18 protein-coding genes are annotated in these 13,096 nt (G+C 66.6%); 12 read left to right on the forward strand and 6 right to left on the reverse strand.

Going from position 1 to position 13,096, the window contains the following annotated elements; translation table 11 throughout:
* Positions 1-17 precede the first annotated feature (17 nt).
* The 6 genes from SynBMKMC1_RS11255 to SynBMKMC1_RS11280 all read right to left on the reverse strand — a co-directional run bounded on the left by SynBMKMC1_RS11255 (position 18) and on the right by SynBMKMC1_RS11280 (position 6,571).
* Complete coding sequence (locus SynBMKMC1_RS11255; protein ID WP_186471806.1) at positions 18-1,661, reverse strand: terminase; 1,644 nt, start codon at positions 1,659-1,661, stop codon at positions 18-20.
* Entirely contained in the window at positions 1,661-2,182 is a 522-nt protein-coding gene (locus SynBMKMC1_RS11260; RefSeq protein ID WP_186471807.1) for a hypothetical protein, read from the reverse strand. Before SynBMKMC1_RS11260 ends, SynBMKMC1_RS11255 begins: the two co-directional genes overlap by 1 nt.
* Before the next feature lie 4 nt (positions 2,183-2,186).
* Positions 2,187-2,594, reverse strand: coding sequence for a hypothetical protein (locus tag SynBMKMC1_RS11265; RefSeq protein WP_186471808.1), 408 nt, complete (start codon positions 2,592-2,594; stop codon positions 2,187-2,189).
* Positions 2,595-2,689: 95 nt separating this feature from the next.
* Positions 2,690-3,376 carry a hypothetical protein gene (locus SynBMKMC1_RS11270; protein ID WP_186471809.1) on the reverse strand — a complete coding sequence of 229 codons (687 nt, stop codon included), beginning with the start codon at positions 3,374-3,376 and terminating at the stop codon, positions 2,690-2,692.
* Between the two features lie 291 nt (positions 3,377-3,667).
* A complete protein-coding gene (locus SynBMKMC1_RS11275; protein ID WP_186471810.1) occupies positions 3,668-6,361 on the reverse strand; it encodes a primase-helicase zinc-binding domain-containing protein in 2,694 nt (897 codons plus the stop codon).
* 15 nt (positions 6,362-6,376) lie between these two features.
* Positions 6,377-6,571, reverse strand: a complete 195-nt coding sequence (locus SynBMKMC1_RS11280; RefSeq protein WP_186471811.1) for a hypothetical protein — start codon at positions 6,569-6,571, stop codon at positions 6,377-6,379.
* Positions 6,572-6,674: 103 nt separating this feature from the next.
* Here SynBMKMC1_RS11280 and SynBMKMC1_RS11285 point away from each other — a divergent pair, with 103 nt between their 5' ends.
* The 12 genes from SynBMKMC1_RS11285 to SynBMKMC1_RS11340 all read left to right on the forward strand — a co-directional run bounded on the left by SynBMKMC1_RS11285 (position 6,675) and on the right by SynBMKMC1_RS11340 (position 13,072).
* Entirely contained in the window at positions 6,675-8,111 is a 1,437-nt protein-coding gene (locus SynBMKMC1_RS11285; RefSeq protein WP_186471812.1) for a DEAD/DEAH box helicase, read from the forward strand.
* A 21-nt stretch (positions 8,112-8,132) separates the two neighbouring features.
* Positions 8,133-8,375 (forward strand): type II toxin-antitoxin system Phd/YefM family antitoxin, encoded by a 243-nt coding sequence (locus SynBMKMC1_RS11290; protein WP_186471680.1) that lies wholly within the window; start codon positions 8,133-8,135, stop codon positions 8,373-8,375.
* The gene (locus SynBMKMC1_RS11295; protein ID WP_186471813.1) at positions 8,372-8,641 is read left to right on the forward strand and encodes a Txe/YoeB family addiction module toxin; all 270 of its coding nucleotides are present in this window, start codon (positions 8,372-8,374) and stop codon (positions 8,639-8,641) included. The genes SynBMKMC1_RS11290 and SynBMKMC1_RS11295 overlap by 4 nt, the downstream gene beginning before the upstream one ends.
* Positions 8,642-8,760: 119 nt before the next feature.
* Complete coding sequence (locus tag SynBMKMC1_RS11300) at positions 8,761-9,138, forward strand: VRR-NUC domain-containing protein (protein ID WP_186471814.1); 378 nt, start codon at positions 8,761-8,763, stop codon at positions 9,136-9,138.
* Positions 9,138-9,302 carry a hypothetical protein gene (locus SynBMKMC1_RS11305; RefSeq protein ID WP_186471815.1) on the forward strand — a complete coding sequence of 55 codons (165 nt, stop codon included), beginning with the start codon at positions 9,138-9,140 and terminating at the stop codon, positions 9,300-9,302. Before SynBMKMC1_RS11300 ends, SynBMKMC1_RS11305 begins: the two co-directional genes overlap by 1 nt.
* Before the next feature lie 80 nt (positions 9,303-9,382).
* Positions 9,383-10,102, forward strand: coding sequence for an XRE family transcriptional regulator (locus SynBMKMC1_RS11310; protein WP_186471816.1), 720 nt, complete (start codon positions 9,383-9,385; stop codon positions 10,100-10,102).
* A gap of 90 nt (positions 10,103-10,192) precedes the next feature.
* Positions 10,193-10,957: a hypothetical protein gene (locus SynBMKMC1_RS11315; protein WP_186471817.1), complete on the forward strand. Its 765-nt coding sequence runs from the start codon at positions 10,193-10,195 to the stop codon at positions 10,955-10,957.
* The gene (locus SynBMKMC1_RS11320) at positions 10,954-11,199 is read left to right on the forward strand and encodes a hypothetical protein (RefSeq protein WP_186471818.1); all 246 of its coding nucleotides are present in this window, start codon (positions 10,954-10,956) and stop codon (positions 11,197-11,199) included. The genes SynBMKMC1_RS11315 and SynBMKMC1_RS11320 overlap by 4 nt, the downstream gene beginning before the upstream one ends.
* A complete protein-coding gene (locus SynBMKMC1_RS11325) occupies positions 11,192-11,782 on the forward strand; it encodes a hypothetical protein (protein WP_186471819.1) in 591 nt (196 codons plus the stop codon). The genes SynBMKMC1_RS11320 and SynBMKMC1_RS11325 overlap by 8 nt, the downstream gene beginning before the upstream one ends.
* The gene (locus tag SynBMKMC1_RS11330) at positions 11,782-12,045 is read left to right on the forward strand and encodes a hypothetical protein (protein WP_186471820.1); all 264 of its coding nucleotides are present in this window, start codon (positions 11,782-11,784) and stop codon (positions 12,043-12,045) included. The genes SynBMKMC1_RS11325 and SynBMKMC1_RS11330 overlap by 1 nt, the downstream gene beginning before the upstream one ends.
* Entirely contained in the window at positions 12,042-12,842 is an 801-nt protein-coding gene (locus tag SynBMKMC1_RS11335; RefSeq protein WP_186471821.1) for a KilA-N domain-containing protein, read from the forward strand. Before SynBMKMC1_RS11330 ends, SynBMKMC1_RS11335 begins: the two co-directional genes overlap by 4 nt.
* Positions 12,842-13,072: a helix-turn-helix domain-containing protein gene (locus SynBMKMC1_RS11340; RefSeq protein ID WP_186471822.1), complete on the forward strand. Its 231-nt coding sequence runs from the start codon at positions 12,842-12,844 to the stop codon at positions 13,070-13,072. The genes SynBMKMC1_RS11335 and SynBMKMC1_RS11340 overlap by 1 nt, the downstream gene beginning before the upstream one ends.
* The last annotated feature ends 24 nt before the right edge of the window (positions 13,073-13,096 follow it).

The raw sequence follows: 13,096 nt of genomic DNA on the forward strand, positions 1-13,096 counted from the left end.
GCAGGAGTGTCGTGCGGTCAGCGGGAGAACAGCAGCGTCCGAGGCGTGGCCTTGCCCTGGCTGCGCCAGTGCTGGCTCTCCAGCCAGATCACCCCCTGGCAGAAGGCATCGACCAGATCGTCATGGGCGCCATTGGGAAACCCCAGCAGCTCGCTGATCAGGGCGTCGTTGCCCTTGCAGAAGGCCAGCTGAGCGGCCTCCAGCAGCGGCGCCACCGCATGGGCACGACTCACCTTGCTGCCGGAGGGCCGCACAGCGATCAGGCCCGGGATCTGACGCCGCAGCAGCTGACACACGGCCGGGCCATTGGCGGCGTCCTCGATGAGCACCGCACCAGGAGCGATGCCCTGCCCCTGGAAGACGCTCAGCTGCTGCTCAAGGAACCGCACCACACCCGGTAGATCGAGGTGATGGTGCTGACTCCAGAGCAGCTCGATCCGGTGGCCACTGTCTGCGGGCGCCATGGGCGAGGCCGGTGGGCGTGCCCGGGCGGCACTGCGGTGCAGCTGCTCACCCCGCGCCAATGCCTGGGCGGCCGGATGGCGAGCTTCTGCATCGGGGAGCAGGCCCAGCAGGCAGAAGCCGCAGTAGTCGTTCCCCTCCCCGCCCTTGAAGCTGAGGTCACAGCTCAGCACCAGCGCTGCAAAGGGCCGTTGGTTTGCCCGACGCCCGGGGGCAGGCGTGCTCGCAATGGTGCGAATCCAGGCGCGTTGGAACAGCAACCCCTCCGCCGGGGAGGGCCGCTGCTGATACAGCGCGTTCCACCAATAGCTGCCGGCGCGGATGCGGATCTGCTCCAGCTCCTGCAGCGGAAACCGCTCCGGGCAGAGCGCTTCTCCGGGTTGACGCCAATCCCGCTCCAGCGTGCAACTAGCTGGAAACACCAGCTGCTGCTCAGGCAGTTCGGCAAGGGCCGGCAGGTTGAGCACGTGCCAATGCTGGGGTGCGGCACCGCTCTCCTGCTCCAGCAGCCAGCCGATCAGGTCGTCCTGATGCCAGCGGGTCAGCACCACCACCTGGGCAGCACCTGCAGGGCCCGATCGCGACCGCCCATCTGGGGCGGGTTCAGCGCGGGTGAGCCACACCGACTGAAACCACTCGATCAGCTTCTGGCGCTGCGCCGCCGAGTTGGCATCCTCCGGACCCTTGTACGGGTCATCAATGATCCCCAGTGCATAGCCCTTGCCGGTGAACGGTCCGCGCACTCCGGCGGCGATGCAGCCGCCGCGCTCGGGCGTCAACCAGTTGCCCACCGCCGTGGAGTCCTTGGAAAGGGCATGGCCACAGCTGCGGTAGTAATGCCGCGCCTCACGGCTGTGGGCGTAGGCCAGCTCCGCCGAATAGGAGGCAATCGCGCAGAAACGGTGCGGATAGCGGCTCACCCAGTAGGCCGGAAACAGCTTGGAGACCAACAGTGATTTGCCCAGCCGCGGCGGGCAGCAGACGATCAGGCGGTTGAGCTCGCCATCAGCAACGCGTTGCAGCAATCCGATCAGCCGCTCAGCCCAGGTGTGAAAGGCGTAGCCGGGATAGGCGGCCACGATGAAGTCACGGAACAGCAGTCCTTGACGGGTAGTTGTCGCCCGGTCGGGATCAGGCACACCCAGCAGCCCCCCATCGGCCCACAGGTCGGTGGCTGGATCCAGCAGCAGCCCAGCCATCAACTTTTCGCCTCCGGCGGTTTGAGCGGCGCCCGCAGCAGGCCGCCGATCTCAGCGATCACCCGAAAGGCACCAACGGCAGCACTGAATTGCTCGGCATCCATCGCCCGGCGGGCGCAGTCATTGAGCGCAAAGATCTGCTCGGCCTGGTGACGGCGCCGATCGGAGATCAGCTCCTCCACCATGCGCATCCGCGCCAGGTCGAGATAGCGATTGATCGTCTTGACATTGCTCACCCCCCAGCTTTCGCCCGCTTTTGCCCTGATCTCCAACAGCGGCAGCCGCTGGGCGATCCACAGCTGGGCCTCAGCAATTCGCCGCTCGACTTCTCCAGCGGTGGCCCTGGGTGTCTGAACGTGGTGTGGAGCGCGCCTCGGTGGGTTGGTCTGGCTGATCGGCCGGCTGGGGTCAACCGCCACCGGCTCCCAGAGCGCGTCACCATGGGCGTCCTGCTGATCGGGTGCGGAGCGCAGCTCCTCCACCGGATCGGCAGCACTCAGGTTGTGGGCGCGTGGCGGCATCAGCTCAGAACGGCAGGGACTGGGTCTTCTGGCGGCGGATGGTCCAGAAGGGCTTGCCGCGCTTCTCCGTCGCACTCCCCTGCTGGATCGCCGCATCCTTGGCGGCCTTGAGCTGCTGCTCGATCTGCTGCACCGCCGCTGGGAAGGCGTAACTCAACCGACCAGGGCTGTGGGCAAAGGCCCAGTCGTTGTGACAGAAGGCAGGATCCAGCTGGCCGGTGGCCATCGCCTCGCTGAGGGTTTCCAGCAACGGTTCGAGCTGCTGTTCCAGTTGCTTCTGCTGCGCCTTGATCTCGGTGACCGCATCGAGCAGGGCATCGATGGAGCCCGCTGAATCCGGCGCTGCTGACGACGCCGAGGCAGCTTCAGCGGGGGCAGCAGGCATCACCAGGAACAGAGCAGCAACAGGCAAGCAGGCCAGAGCCCGCCAAGTCTTCACTGTATGGGCTCTGCTCTGAGAGCCGCAATCGCAGCGGCTGTTAATTCCTAATCAGACTCTCGCTGTGCTCAGAAAGGCCTGCATGCGGAGCAGTAGCGGCTCCAGGCCGCGGCCCAGGCAGCCAGACACTGCTCCCGGCTGTAGAAGGTGCTGGCGGCCGCCTCGCCAGGCTTGCTCCAGATCGTCTGGCCAAGCTCGTAGTGGTTCCCCTGGGCGGTCTCCAGCACCATGTAGCCGCCGAGCTGGGCGGCGGTGGAATAGGGCCGGCCGTGGGCTGAGAGGGTCTTGAGGTCGTAGAGCACCCGCACCTCCCGTCCGCGCCGTTCACTCAGGGCTGGTGAGACATACGCCCCATCGAAGGCCCCGGCCACGTTGCGGGTGAGGCAGCAGCTGAGCCGTTCGCTGGCGATCACCTGCACCTTCTCCCAGAGCGGCAGTTGCAGCAATGGCAGGATCCAGTCCCGGTACTGATGGTGGCCAGGGAGAGTCTCGGAATCGAGCAGGGCCTCGGCCTCGCTCTTGCCCACCAGGAAGCGGGCCTGGCTGTAGCGCTCCAGGGCCGCATCCACGGTGGTGCCGCGCGGCTCCCAGATCGGCCGCTTGGCCTCGATCGAGCGTCTGGCGGTCTCGCTCAAGCCATGGGCCAGCACGCCGGTGATCGACACCGGGAACAGGTGATCCCCCAGCCAGTAGCGGTGCGCTGCCTCATCCCGCCAGAGGCCGGGGATGGGATCCAGCCAGGTCGCCGTCAGCATGGCCGTTTCCCTTGCAACGGGCCGTGACAGCAGGCGTCACAGCCGAAATCCCGCTCCAGAGCAGGGGTTGAGCAGACCCCGTGACGTTGTAACCCTCTTTCTATAAATAGAAGCATTAGCAAGCAGCAGTGTGTCCTTGCGCAGGTGTGCATGGGTGTTGATGTGTGTGTGAGGGTGTCTCCCCCCGTCGAAAAGCGTTACAGCGTTACAGCGACTGGGATCGCCTGCGCTGCAGTCGATCTGGGCATAACGGTGGGGTGTTGCGGGGTGTCATGACTGTGACGCTCGGGCTCAGAGAACCGCCAGTGGAATCGCCACCGCCCGCGTGACCATGCCGGCGCCGCAGAAGCGCACCGGCCCGCGGCGTTGAGCGCCAGCCAGACGCAACAGCACCACCGCCCAGCCGTGAGCCCATGCGGTCTCCCGCAGGATCTGGGCGATCGGTTCGGCCGTGTTGCTCACCAGCAGATGGGGAGGCTCCAGCCGCAATCCCTGGCGCGCCAGGGATTGGGCAGCCAACTCGGCGCTGATCTCCAGGTCATGGGCCTGGTGGGCAGCCAGCTCCACCAGTTCGCCGATCGTGCGGGTGACGCTGCGATCGGGGCACTCCACCCGCAACTGGTGCTGGAGGATCGTCTGGATGCAGCGCTGCTCATCGCTGAGCTCGGTGCTCTGGCTGTAGCTCTCCCAGTCGTGGCAGGCAATGCACTGCTCTGCCTCCTCCTGGGTGGGGACGACATCGCTGAGCAGCGACCAGGCGCCGGCCATCAAGGTGCCGTACTGATCGCCCAGGCGCTGGGAATCGAAGTGCCGCGCAGCCGCGCGGGTGAACACCCCTTCTGCCCGACGGATCATCGGAATCAGGCCCACGGTGCGGGCAATCAGGCGACGCCCCAGCTCGCTGGAAATGTGGCGATCCAGGTCCCGATCGAGCGCGGCCCAGTGCAGCTCCCGCTCGCCCTTGGGCAGCTCAGCCGGGTTGCGCAGGGTGAGCTGGGCAAAGCGGCTGCGGTCCGCTCCCTGCTTGAGGGCGGTGGCAATCGAGCTGAGCAGAAACATCGAGCGCACCCGGTAGCGGCTCACCTCACCGCTCGGGGAACCCTTGAGCAGCGCCGCCCCGCTCTCGCTGCTGGCCACCCGCGCCAGCGACAGGATCCCCTGCATCCGCTGCTGATCCGGCCGCTCATTGCTCTCGGCCTCGTCAAACACCACCGGCATGGCGTCGGAGCAGATCGACTGGCGCAGGGCGGCTTCTGTGGTCGAGCCACTCACCGGCAGGGCGAAGTCGCCCAGCAAAGGGGTGATGTAGCGCTCGAGAATCGCGCTCTTGCCGGAGCCCGCACCGCCGGTGAGCCACACATGGGGCCGCCAGCGCAGCGAACCGCAGATCGGCCCGAGCACCACCCAGCCCACCAGCAGGGTGCCGGAGGCGGGCACATCCCAGTGGAAGCGGTTGGCGATGCTCACGATCACCGCCGCCTCCTGCACCGAGAGGGGCTCCACATCGCCGGGCCCATCGAGGCGCGGCATGCGCTGGTAGACGTAACGCGAGCGAAAGGGCGTGGTGATCAGGTGCTCCCCCTCGGGGGTGACGAGCCGATCGCCGAGGTGCAGGAGCGAGCGGCCGTCATCCCACCAGGCCCCACGGCCGCGGATGCGATCGGGGGTGAACAGTCCAGCGGCGATCGAGCGCTCGTAGAGGTCACTGGCCACCGCCGACCAGTTCACGCCGGTGCGGCTCGGGTAGAGGGTTTCCCAGTGGGCCAGGGGCGCCAGGGCCACCAGATGGGTGGCGGTGTGCGCCGAGCGACTGAGCCGCAACAACTGCCCGGTGCGGCCGGAGCGGTAGTAGCTGGCTTCGCCGTCGTAGCCGAGGCACTGGAACGGCGCCCCGCCACCGCCACCAGCAGATGAGTCAGCGGGAGCCGGCTCCCCCTCGTCAGCGTCTAACGCCCCTGCTGGCCTTGCTTCCTCTACTGCGGGCAAGGGCTGCAGCCCTTGCTGCAAGTGCTCGGACGCTTCTGCCGGGCCCCAGTCGGCATCGGCCAGATCCCAACCCTGCGGCAGCTCGGCCGGCGGATCCACCAGCTGCACACAGCAGCCCTGCTCGCTCAACAATGCGGCCAGCCGCGCCATGGCCTTGCGACCCGGTGCGTCGGCATCAGGCCAGAGCATCACAGGCCGCCCCGCAAGCGGCTGCCAGTCGGCCTTGGCGATGGCGTTGGAGCCATTGGCCCAGCTGATCACCACGTGCTCAGGGAACAGCAGCGCGGCCGCATCGGCCGTGCCCTCTCCCTCCACCACCAACACCGGAGCCTCTGGGCGTTGGGCCAACCCCGGCAGGCCATAGAGGGGCCGAGGCGCCGGCCAATCACAGGAGAAGGGATCGCGGCGACTGGGGCGGTGCCAGCCGCCATCGAGCCACACCCGATGCAGAAAGCCCTTGCGGCCGCTGCGGCCAGGGCAGAGCCGCTGAATCCAGAACAACTGGGCGCCGCTGGCGTCGCGGTAGCACCACTGGGCGATGGCGCCCTGATCCAATTCAGGCGGCTGGGCGTCAGCAGGCGGCGCCTCAGGTTGGCGCCAGGGCCGACTGGCGTGGCAGGGGAATCCTGAGATCGCGGGGGCCTTGCCTCCGCTGCCGTTGCCACTGGACATCGGCTGGGGCCGATGCCGGCCGTTACCCTGCGCCTCCAGACCGAGATAGCGCTCCACCTCCTCGCAGGCCTGGCGGAAGCTCCAGCGGCGTACTCGCATCAGCAGATCTATTCCTGTCCCACCACCGCCGAGGTGGTCCTTGCCGCCGCACTGGTTGCAGAACCAGGAGCCGTTGCCGTCCCGGTCGTCAAAGCGGTACCGGTCCCTCCCCCCGCAGGCGGGGCAGGGCTGATGGCGATTACTGAGCTGCTCGGCCGGCAGTCCTGCCAGCGCCTCAAGGATTTCACGCCAGCGGCCATTGGCCGCCGTCATCACGTTGGTTGCCATGGGTTTCGCTGAGGATCAACGATGATCAACGCTTGCCACGAGCAGTGGCCCCGGCACGGCCAGGCCGGCCTGCTCTGCCGCGATCGCCGCGTCGATCACCTGGCGCAGCACCGCCGAACGGCTGAGGGTGCCATGGGAGCGACGCTGGTCAAGCCAAGCCAACTGCGCCTCAGTAATAGAGACGCTCAGCGGTGACGCAAAGGAGGCCATGAATACCTGGAATTCTGAGCACAGCCTAAGCGTGACCGGCAAGGCTTGGTAAATTAGGCATTGCTGAGTTGCCTGTCTCAGCGCAAAGCCTGCCGCCTTGTTCATGGCCCCGATCGTCCTGCGCGACTACCAGAAGCAGTTACTGACCGACCTCCGCGCTGCCCTCAAGGTCCACCGCCGGGTCTGCGCCGTGATGCCCACCGGTGCGGGCAAGGGGCAGACCATCGGCGCCATCGTTCAGGGGGCAGCCAGCAAGGGCCGGCGGGTGCTGGTGCTCGCCCACCGGGCCGAGCTGATCGACCAGCTCACCGCCACGGTGCGGGCCTGGGGCCTGGAGCCAGGCGTCATCGCCCCCGGTCACCAGCTGCAGGGCAGCGGGGTCGCGGTGGGCTCGGTGCAGACCGTGGTCCGGCGGCTCGCGCTGCTGCCGCCACCGGATCTGATCATTCAGGACGAGGCCCACCACCTGGTCCCAGGCAATGTCTGGGGCCGCGTCATCAACGCCTGGCCAGAGGCTCACCTGATCGGCAAGACCGCTACCCCGGAACGCCTCGACGGCAAGGGTCTGGGCGTGGAGGCCGGCGGCTATTTCGAGGCCCTGGTGCTGGGGCCCTCAGCAGCCTGGCTGGTGGAGCAGGGCTGGCTGGCCCGGCCCCGTGTCTTCTCCTGGCCAGGGGCCCGGAACAGCAAACTGCGGCGCCGCATGGGCGACTTCGATCTGGAACAGGCAGCCCAGGCCTTCGGGGAGCGGGCCGCCATCGGTGATGCCGTCTCCCACTACCGCCGCCGGCTCCATCCGGGCACGGCGATCTGCTTTTGCTGCACCACCCGCCACGCCGAGCAGATGGCCGCAGCCTTCCGCGCTGCTGGCTTCCGGGCCGCTGCGGTGAGTGGCGGCACCTCGGCGGAGGAGCGCAAGCGCCTGATCGCCGGACTCGGCACCGGTGAGGTGGAGGTGCTCAGCAGCTGCATGATCATTTCCGAGGGCACCGACATCCCCTCCGTCGGCGGCTCGATCCTGATGCGCCCCACCGCCAGCCTGTCGCTCTATCTGCAGATGGTCGGCCGGGCCCTGCGTCCCGCGCCTGGGAAGAGCGAGGCGGTGATCCTCGATCACGTCGGCAATGCCCATCGCCACGGCCTGCCCACCGAGGAGCGCGACTGGAACCTGGCCGGACGGCGCCGCCGCGAGGGTGTCTCGATCCCGATCAAGGACTGCCCGGTCTGCTTCTGCAGCTGCCCCAGCGCGGCACAGGCCTGCCCCGACTGCGGCCACCTGTTTCTGGCCGAGGAACGCGATGAGCAGCGCCGCGGGCTCCAGCAGGTTGAGGGAGAACTGGTGGAGGTCACAGATGCAGCCCGCCACCGTCCCAAGCCCAGGCAGCAACAGCAACGACCGCGGCGCACGCACCCGGCCGCGGGCTGCCGCACCTACGAGGAACTGCTGCAACGCGAGCAGGAGCGGGGCTACAAACCCGGCTGGGCCAGACACGTCTGGGCGGCACGGCAGCGCACAACGACCAAAAGCAGTACGCTTTAACGTACGGGCAGCAGGAACGCCATGACCACCGTTTCAGCCACAGAAGCCCGCAAGCGGCTTTACGCCCTGATCGATGAGGTGGGTCAGTCCCACGAGCCCGTGCAGATCACCGGCAAGCGGGGCAATGCTGTCCTGCTCTCGGAAGACGACTGGCGGGCCATCCAGGAGACGCTGCATCTGGTCTCGATTCCTGGCATGCGCGAATCGATCCTGGAAGGCATGGCCACGGACCCCTCTGAGCTGAGCAGCAAACCGGGCTGGTGAGCTGGAAGGTTCTCTTCACCAAGCAGGCCCAGAAGGACGCCCGCAAGCTCGCCTCGGCCTCTCCAGCGCTCAAGCAGAAAGCCCAGGCCCTGCTGGAACTCTTGGCCGTCGATCCCTATCAGCAGCCACCGCCCTATGAAGCCCTCGTCGGGGAGCTGCGCGGAGCCTGCTCACGGCGCATCAACATCCAGCACCGGCTCGTCTACCAGGTGCTGGAGGAGGAGCGGATCGTGAAGGTATTGCGCCTCTGGACCCACTACGAGTAGGCGCGCCGTTCGCGATCAGGACGTATTGGCGGCCGAGCCAGATCTGTCAATACAAGGCAGCTATTCGCTGATCTGCGAATACATGCCCATCGCTGACGGCCAGTCCGGCAACAGGAGGCATGGCCTCCTCCCCCAGCGAACACGAAATCCAGCAGCGCATCCGCCTGGCCTGCGGCCGCGGGCCAGTGCGGCTCTGGCGCAACAACACCGGCGCCCTGGTCGATCAGCAGGGGCGCTTCGTGCGCTTTGGGCTGTGCAAGGGCAGCAGCGATCTGATCGGGCTGCGGTCGCTGGAGGTCACTTCAGAGCTGGTCGGCCAGCAGCTCGCGCAGTTTGTGGCCCTGGAGGTCAAGACAGCCCAAGGCGTGCTCAGCCCTGAGCAGCGGGCCTTCCTGCGGCTGGTGAAGCAGTTCGGCGGCGTGGCCGCAGCCTGCCGCTCTGTGGAGGAAGCCGAGCAGTTGCTTGGCGTGCCGAGGCAAGCGCCGCTGGGACACTGATGGATCCGGCAGAAGTGCAGCAGCGGCTGAAGCGTCTCGCGCAGGCCCATCCCGGCGAGCACCCTTACACGCTTGCTTTGAAATTGCAGGCAGAGTCAGGAAAAATCATCACTGGGCAGCTTGCCAAGCAGATCCTGCAGAGGCTCGGACATGATCAGACCTGATATGCCAGGACGTGTCAGGAGGTGACTAGGAGTGCCAAGTTTGCCGTATGGTTCGAGGAATTCCATTCAGGATCCTGAACGTGGCCATCACCTACGCGGAGCTGCTTGAGCGCCAGGAGGAGAACCGCGCAGCGTTCGGTCGGATGTTGCTGAACTGGCGAAGAACCAACGGCTGGACGCAGTACACCGCCTGCAGCTGGGCGGAAGAGGCCGGGTTCGATGCGATCTCCTACGGCAACCTCTCAGTGATCGAGCAGGGCAAGGCCGGCGAGCTGCGCCAGAAAGCCTTCTGGCAACTGGGTGAAATCAACCGCCGCATCGCCGAGAAGGATTGGGGCTCGGTCAAAAGCCAGGCCATCAAGGAGAAGCTCAAGGGCGCAATCCCGCTGGGCGACGACGACTGCCCGGCCTGGACGCCGCTGGAGCTCTGGGCCTGCTACTGCGGCCTGAGGGAGGTGCCGGAGGCCTTCCGCACCACCCCGGCGCCGACCGTTGGTCAGCGCAAGGCCACGGAACTCTCCACCAAGTGGCGCAACCAGATGCGCCGGGTGGTCGACGAATACGGCCTTGAGCCCAGTGACGCCCTCAACTCCCTGGCAGTCGAGGCCAGCGAAGAGCACCGCAAGCGCTTCTTTGCGGTGCTCACGGGCTTCGGCGACTACAAGCCTGAGGAGCTGGCCCCGCTGTGGATCGAGGGCGACCTCTACCTGCCCAAGCGCTGGCTGGACCAGTGGGAGGCAGCCAACAGGAAGGGCAGCAAGCCCAGCGGCCGCAAAGGCAAGAGACAAGTTTCAATCTAAAAGCTAGGGATTAACAGCCGCTATCAGTGCGGCTATCAGTTAACAGTGCTAATTTTCGGGTCAGCGGGCAACCGCCCGATTCGATCCGCCATGGTTCCACCATCCAGGCCCGCGGACGCCGAGCCCCTGCCGGCTGACCTGGGCCACGCCACCCCCGAGCAACAGCTCACCCATGCCCTGGCCTGCTTCCAGGCCGAGGTGTCCCCCATCACCGCTGCCGATCTGGCGGCGGTGGCGCACTCAGCCCGCCCCGCTTTCCGCCGCGGCATCAGCTGGTCCGCCCAGCTGCGTGAGCAGCAAGGCCGCTCCAGGCTGCAGGTCACGGTGATGCATGTCGCCGGAGCCGACCTCTGCAGCGAGTCCTGGGCTGATGAGACCAGCGATCTGGCCGAAACCACCGGCCTGATGCTGGCGATGCTGCTGGGCATTCCTGTGTCTTCACAGGCTTGGGCTGTACAGCCTTGTTCTGCGGATTCAGAGCAGTCTGACGACAAGCACGGTGAGGTCATTGCTCAGCAGACTTGCTCTGAGTCGAAGGCCGAGGGCCCATCGCCGGAAGAGTCGCTTCCCTTGGCTGACGCCAATGGTGACGGGGCACCTGCGGGCGGTGATCCAGGCCTCGCTCCCCTCACCCCTGAAGAGGTCAGTGAGGTTCACCGCCGCGTCCTCGAACTACCCCAGGCCAGTCGCCAAGCGCTGACCAAAGCCTTCCGCGAGCACTTTCAGGTGCCGCGCAATGCCCGCTCCATCGGGGATCGCATCACCCAACGGCAGCACAGCGACTTCATCGAGCTCTTCCTCGCAGAAGCGCAGGGACAGGTGCAAGCGGAAGCTCCTGCGGAGCCAGGCCCATGAGCAAGAGCCATCGCCCCCGGCCGCCACGCCGCTACGGCGAGCAGCCCCGATCTCAGGCTGGGCGCCATTTCATCCAGACCCAGGTGCGCACCGATGTGTACCTGCGGGTTCGCGAGGTGATGGAGCGCCACAACCTCTCCGCCAGCGGCGCGGTGCATCACCTGCTGCGCGAGCGCTTTGGTCTGCCGCCGCTCCCACCTTTCGATCAACAGCCCATTTCCACCGATTCACCCCATGGCTAAGGACATCTTCCGCACGCCCCTCGCTGAAGTGCGTTGGGCCCACCTGATCACCCCCAGGCACCAGCTCGACAAGAGCAAACCCAAGGCCTGGACAGCCGACTTGCTGCTCCCCAACGGTGACGAGAAGGCCCAGTCCTTCCTGCTGGCGATGGAGGATCAGTTCATCGCCCTGCACGGCAGCCGCAAGCGCCGCGCCGAGAAGGGCTTCCCCTGGAAGGCGGATAAGGAGAAGCCCAGCGAGATCACTGTCGTGCGCTTCAAGGTGCCGCAGTTTCAGCGGCGCGATGGCTCGCTGTCTGAGGGTCCCCGCATCGTCGATGCCAAAAAGCAGCCCTGGGATGGCGCCGCCATCGGCAACGGCTCCAGGGTTGTGGTGGCCTTCGACATCTACGACTGGGACGGGGAGAACGGCTGCGGCATGACCTTCCAGCCCCGCGCCGTCCAGGTCGTCGAGTTCGTGCCCTACGAGCAGGTCGACCCCACCGACGGGTTTGAGGAGGTCGACGGCTACACCACCACGGCCGCTGCGGCAGCCAGCGGTTGGGCGACGGATGGCGACGACGACGAGGAGGCGCCCTTCTGATGCCACTCGATCATCAGGACCACAACGCCGGGGCCTGGAGGGGCAGGCCCCCTCACCGGCCCAGTCCCCAGCTGCCTGCCTTCTGCCGCAGCCGCCGGCCCAGCACTGTCGCGGTCACGGCCAGCAGCCTCGCCGCGATGCGCCTGCTGGGGCTGCTGGGGCTGACGCTTCAGCTCAGCACGTTGCTGCTGGTGCTCGCCGGGCCCGTGCCGCCCCAGCCGCCAGCCAGCACAAGCACCATCACACCGCTTTCAGACCGATGAACAAGACAACGACGTCATCCAATTCCGCTGCAGCTCTCGCCTCAATAGATCACCCGGCTCTTGTCTCCCGTTCCTGGAACGGCACGCCGATTTCTCGGCGCACCACCGATGGCTACGTCAATGCCACCGCCATGTGCAAAGCCAATGGCAAGCAATGGTCGAAGTACCGGGAAAGCGACCGCTGCCAGACCTATCTCGATGCCCTGGCTGAAACCTCCGAAATTCGGATGTTTGACCTGATCGAGTCCCGCCAGGGCCAGGGCGGCGGCACCTGGGTCCATCCCCAGGTCGCGGTCGACCTCGCCCGCTGGATCAGCGCACCGTTTGCGGTCTGGATGGACGGCTGGTTCCTGGAGAGCATCCAGCATCCCCAACCGACACCGGTGCAGGAAAGCACGCTGCAGCTCAGGGAAGCCGAGGTAATCACCCTGGTGGAGCGCAGCATTGGCTTGTTCGAGCAACTCGGCGGCCTGGATGAACGCGACCAGCTCCTGTTCAAAGACATCGTGCGCAGCAACTTGCTCACCGTGAGCTCTGGGCTGCTGCCTGGCACCCCCACCGACGACGAGCTGACCCTCAGCGATGCCTGGCTGGAGGTGTTTCAGCAAGTGCTGCCGCGCACGAAGTACCGCTCGGCCGGGATGCTGGTGGCCGAGGCCTACCGCGAGGACTTTGGCAAGGAGCCGCCGCTTCGCCAGCAGTTCGTTGATGGGGCCCCACGTCAGGTCAAGAGCTACAGGCGTTCCTGGCTGATCGACACCCTCAAGCGCTTCCGCGCCCAGCTGGCAGGGGGCTGATGAACATCACCACAACGCCAACCCGTCAGCGGGTCTGGGTCACGACGGCAGAAGCGTGTGAAGCGCTGGGGATGAGCCGCGAAACCCTCCGCCAGCTGCGGCTTCGGGGGGTGCTCACCCCGGGCAAGCACTACCGCCGCTGGGGCTGCACTCAGGGCCGAGGCCCCCTGCAGTGGCATCTGGAGAACGTGGAGGCCACGATTACGGGTTGGAGCCGCAGGCACTTGTAGAGGTCAATGGCCGCAATGGATATG

It is taken from the genome of Synechococcus sp. BMK-MC-1, assembly GCF_014279955.1.
Taxonomy (GTDB): Bacteria; Cyanobacteriota; Cyanobacteriia; order PCC-6307; family Cyanobiaceae; genus Synechococcus_C.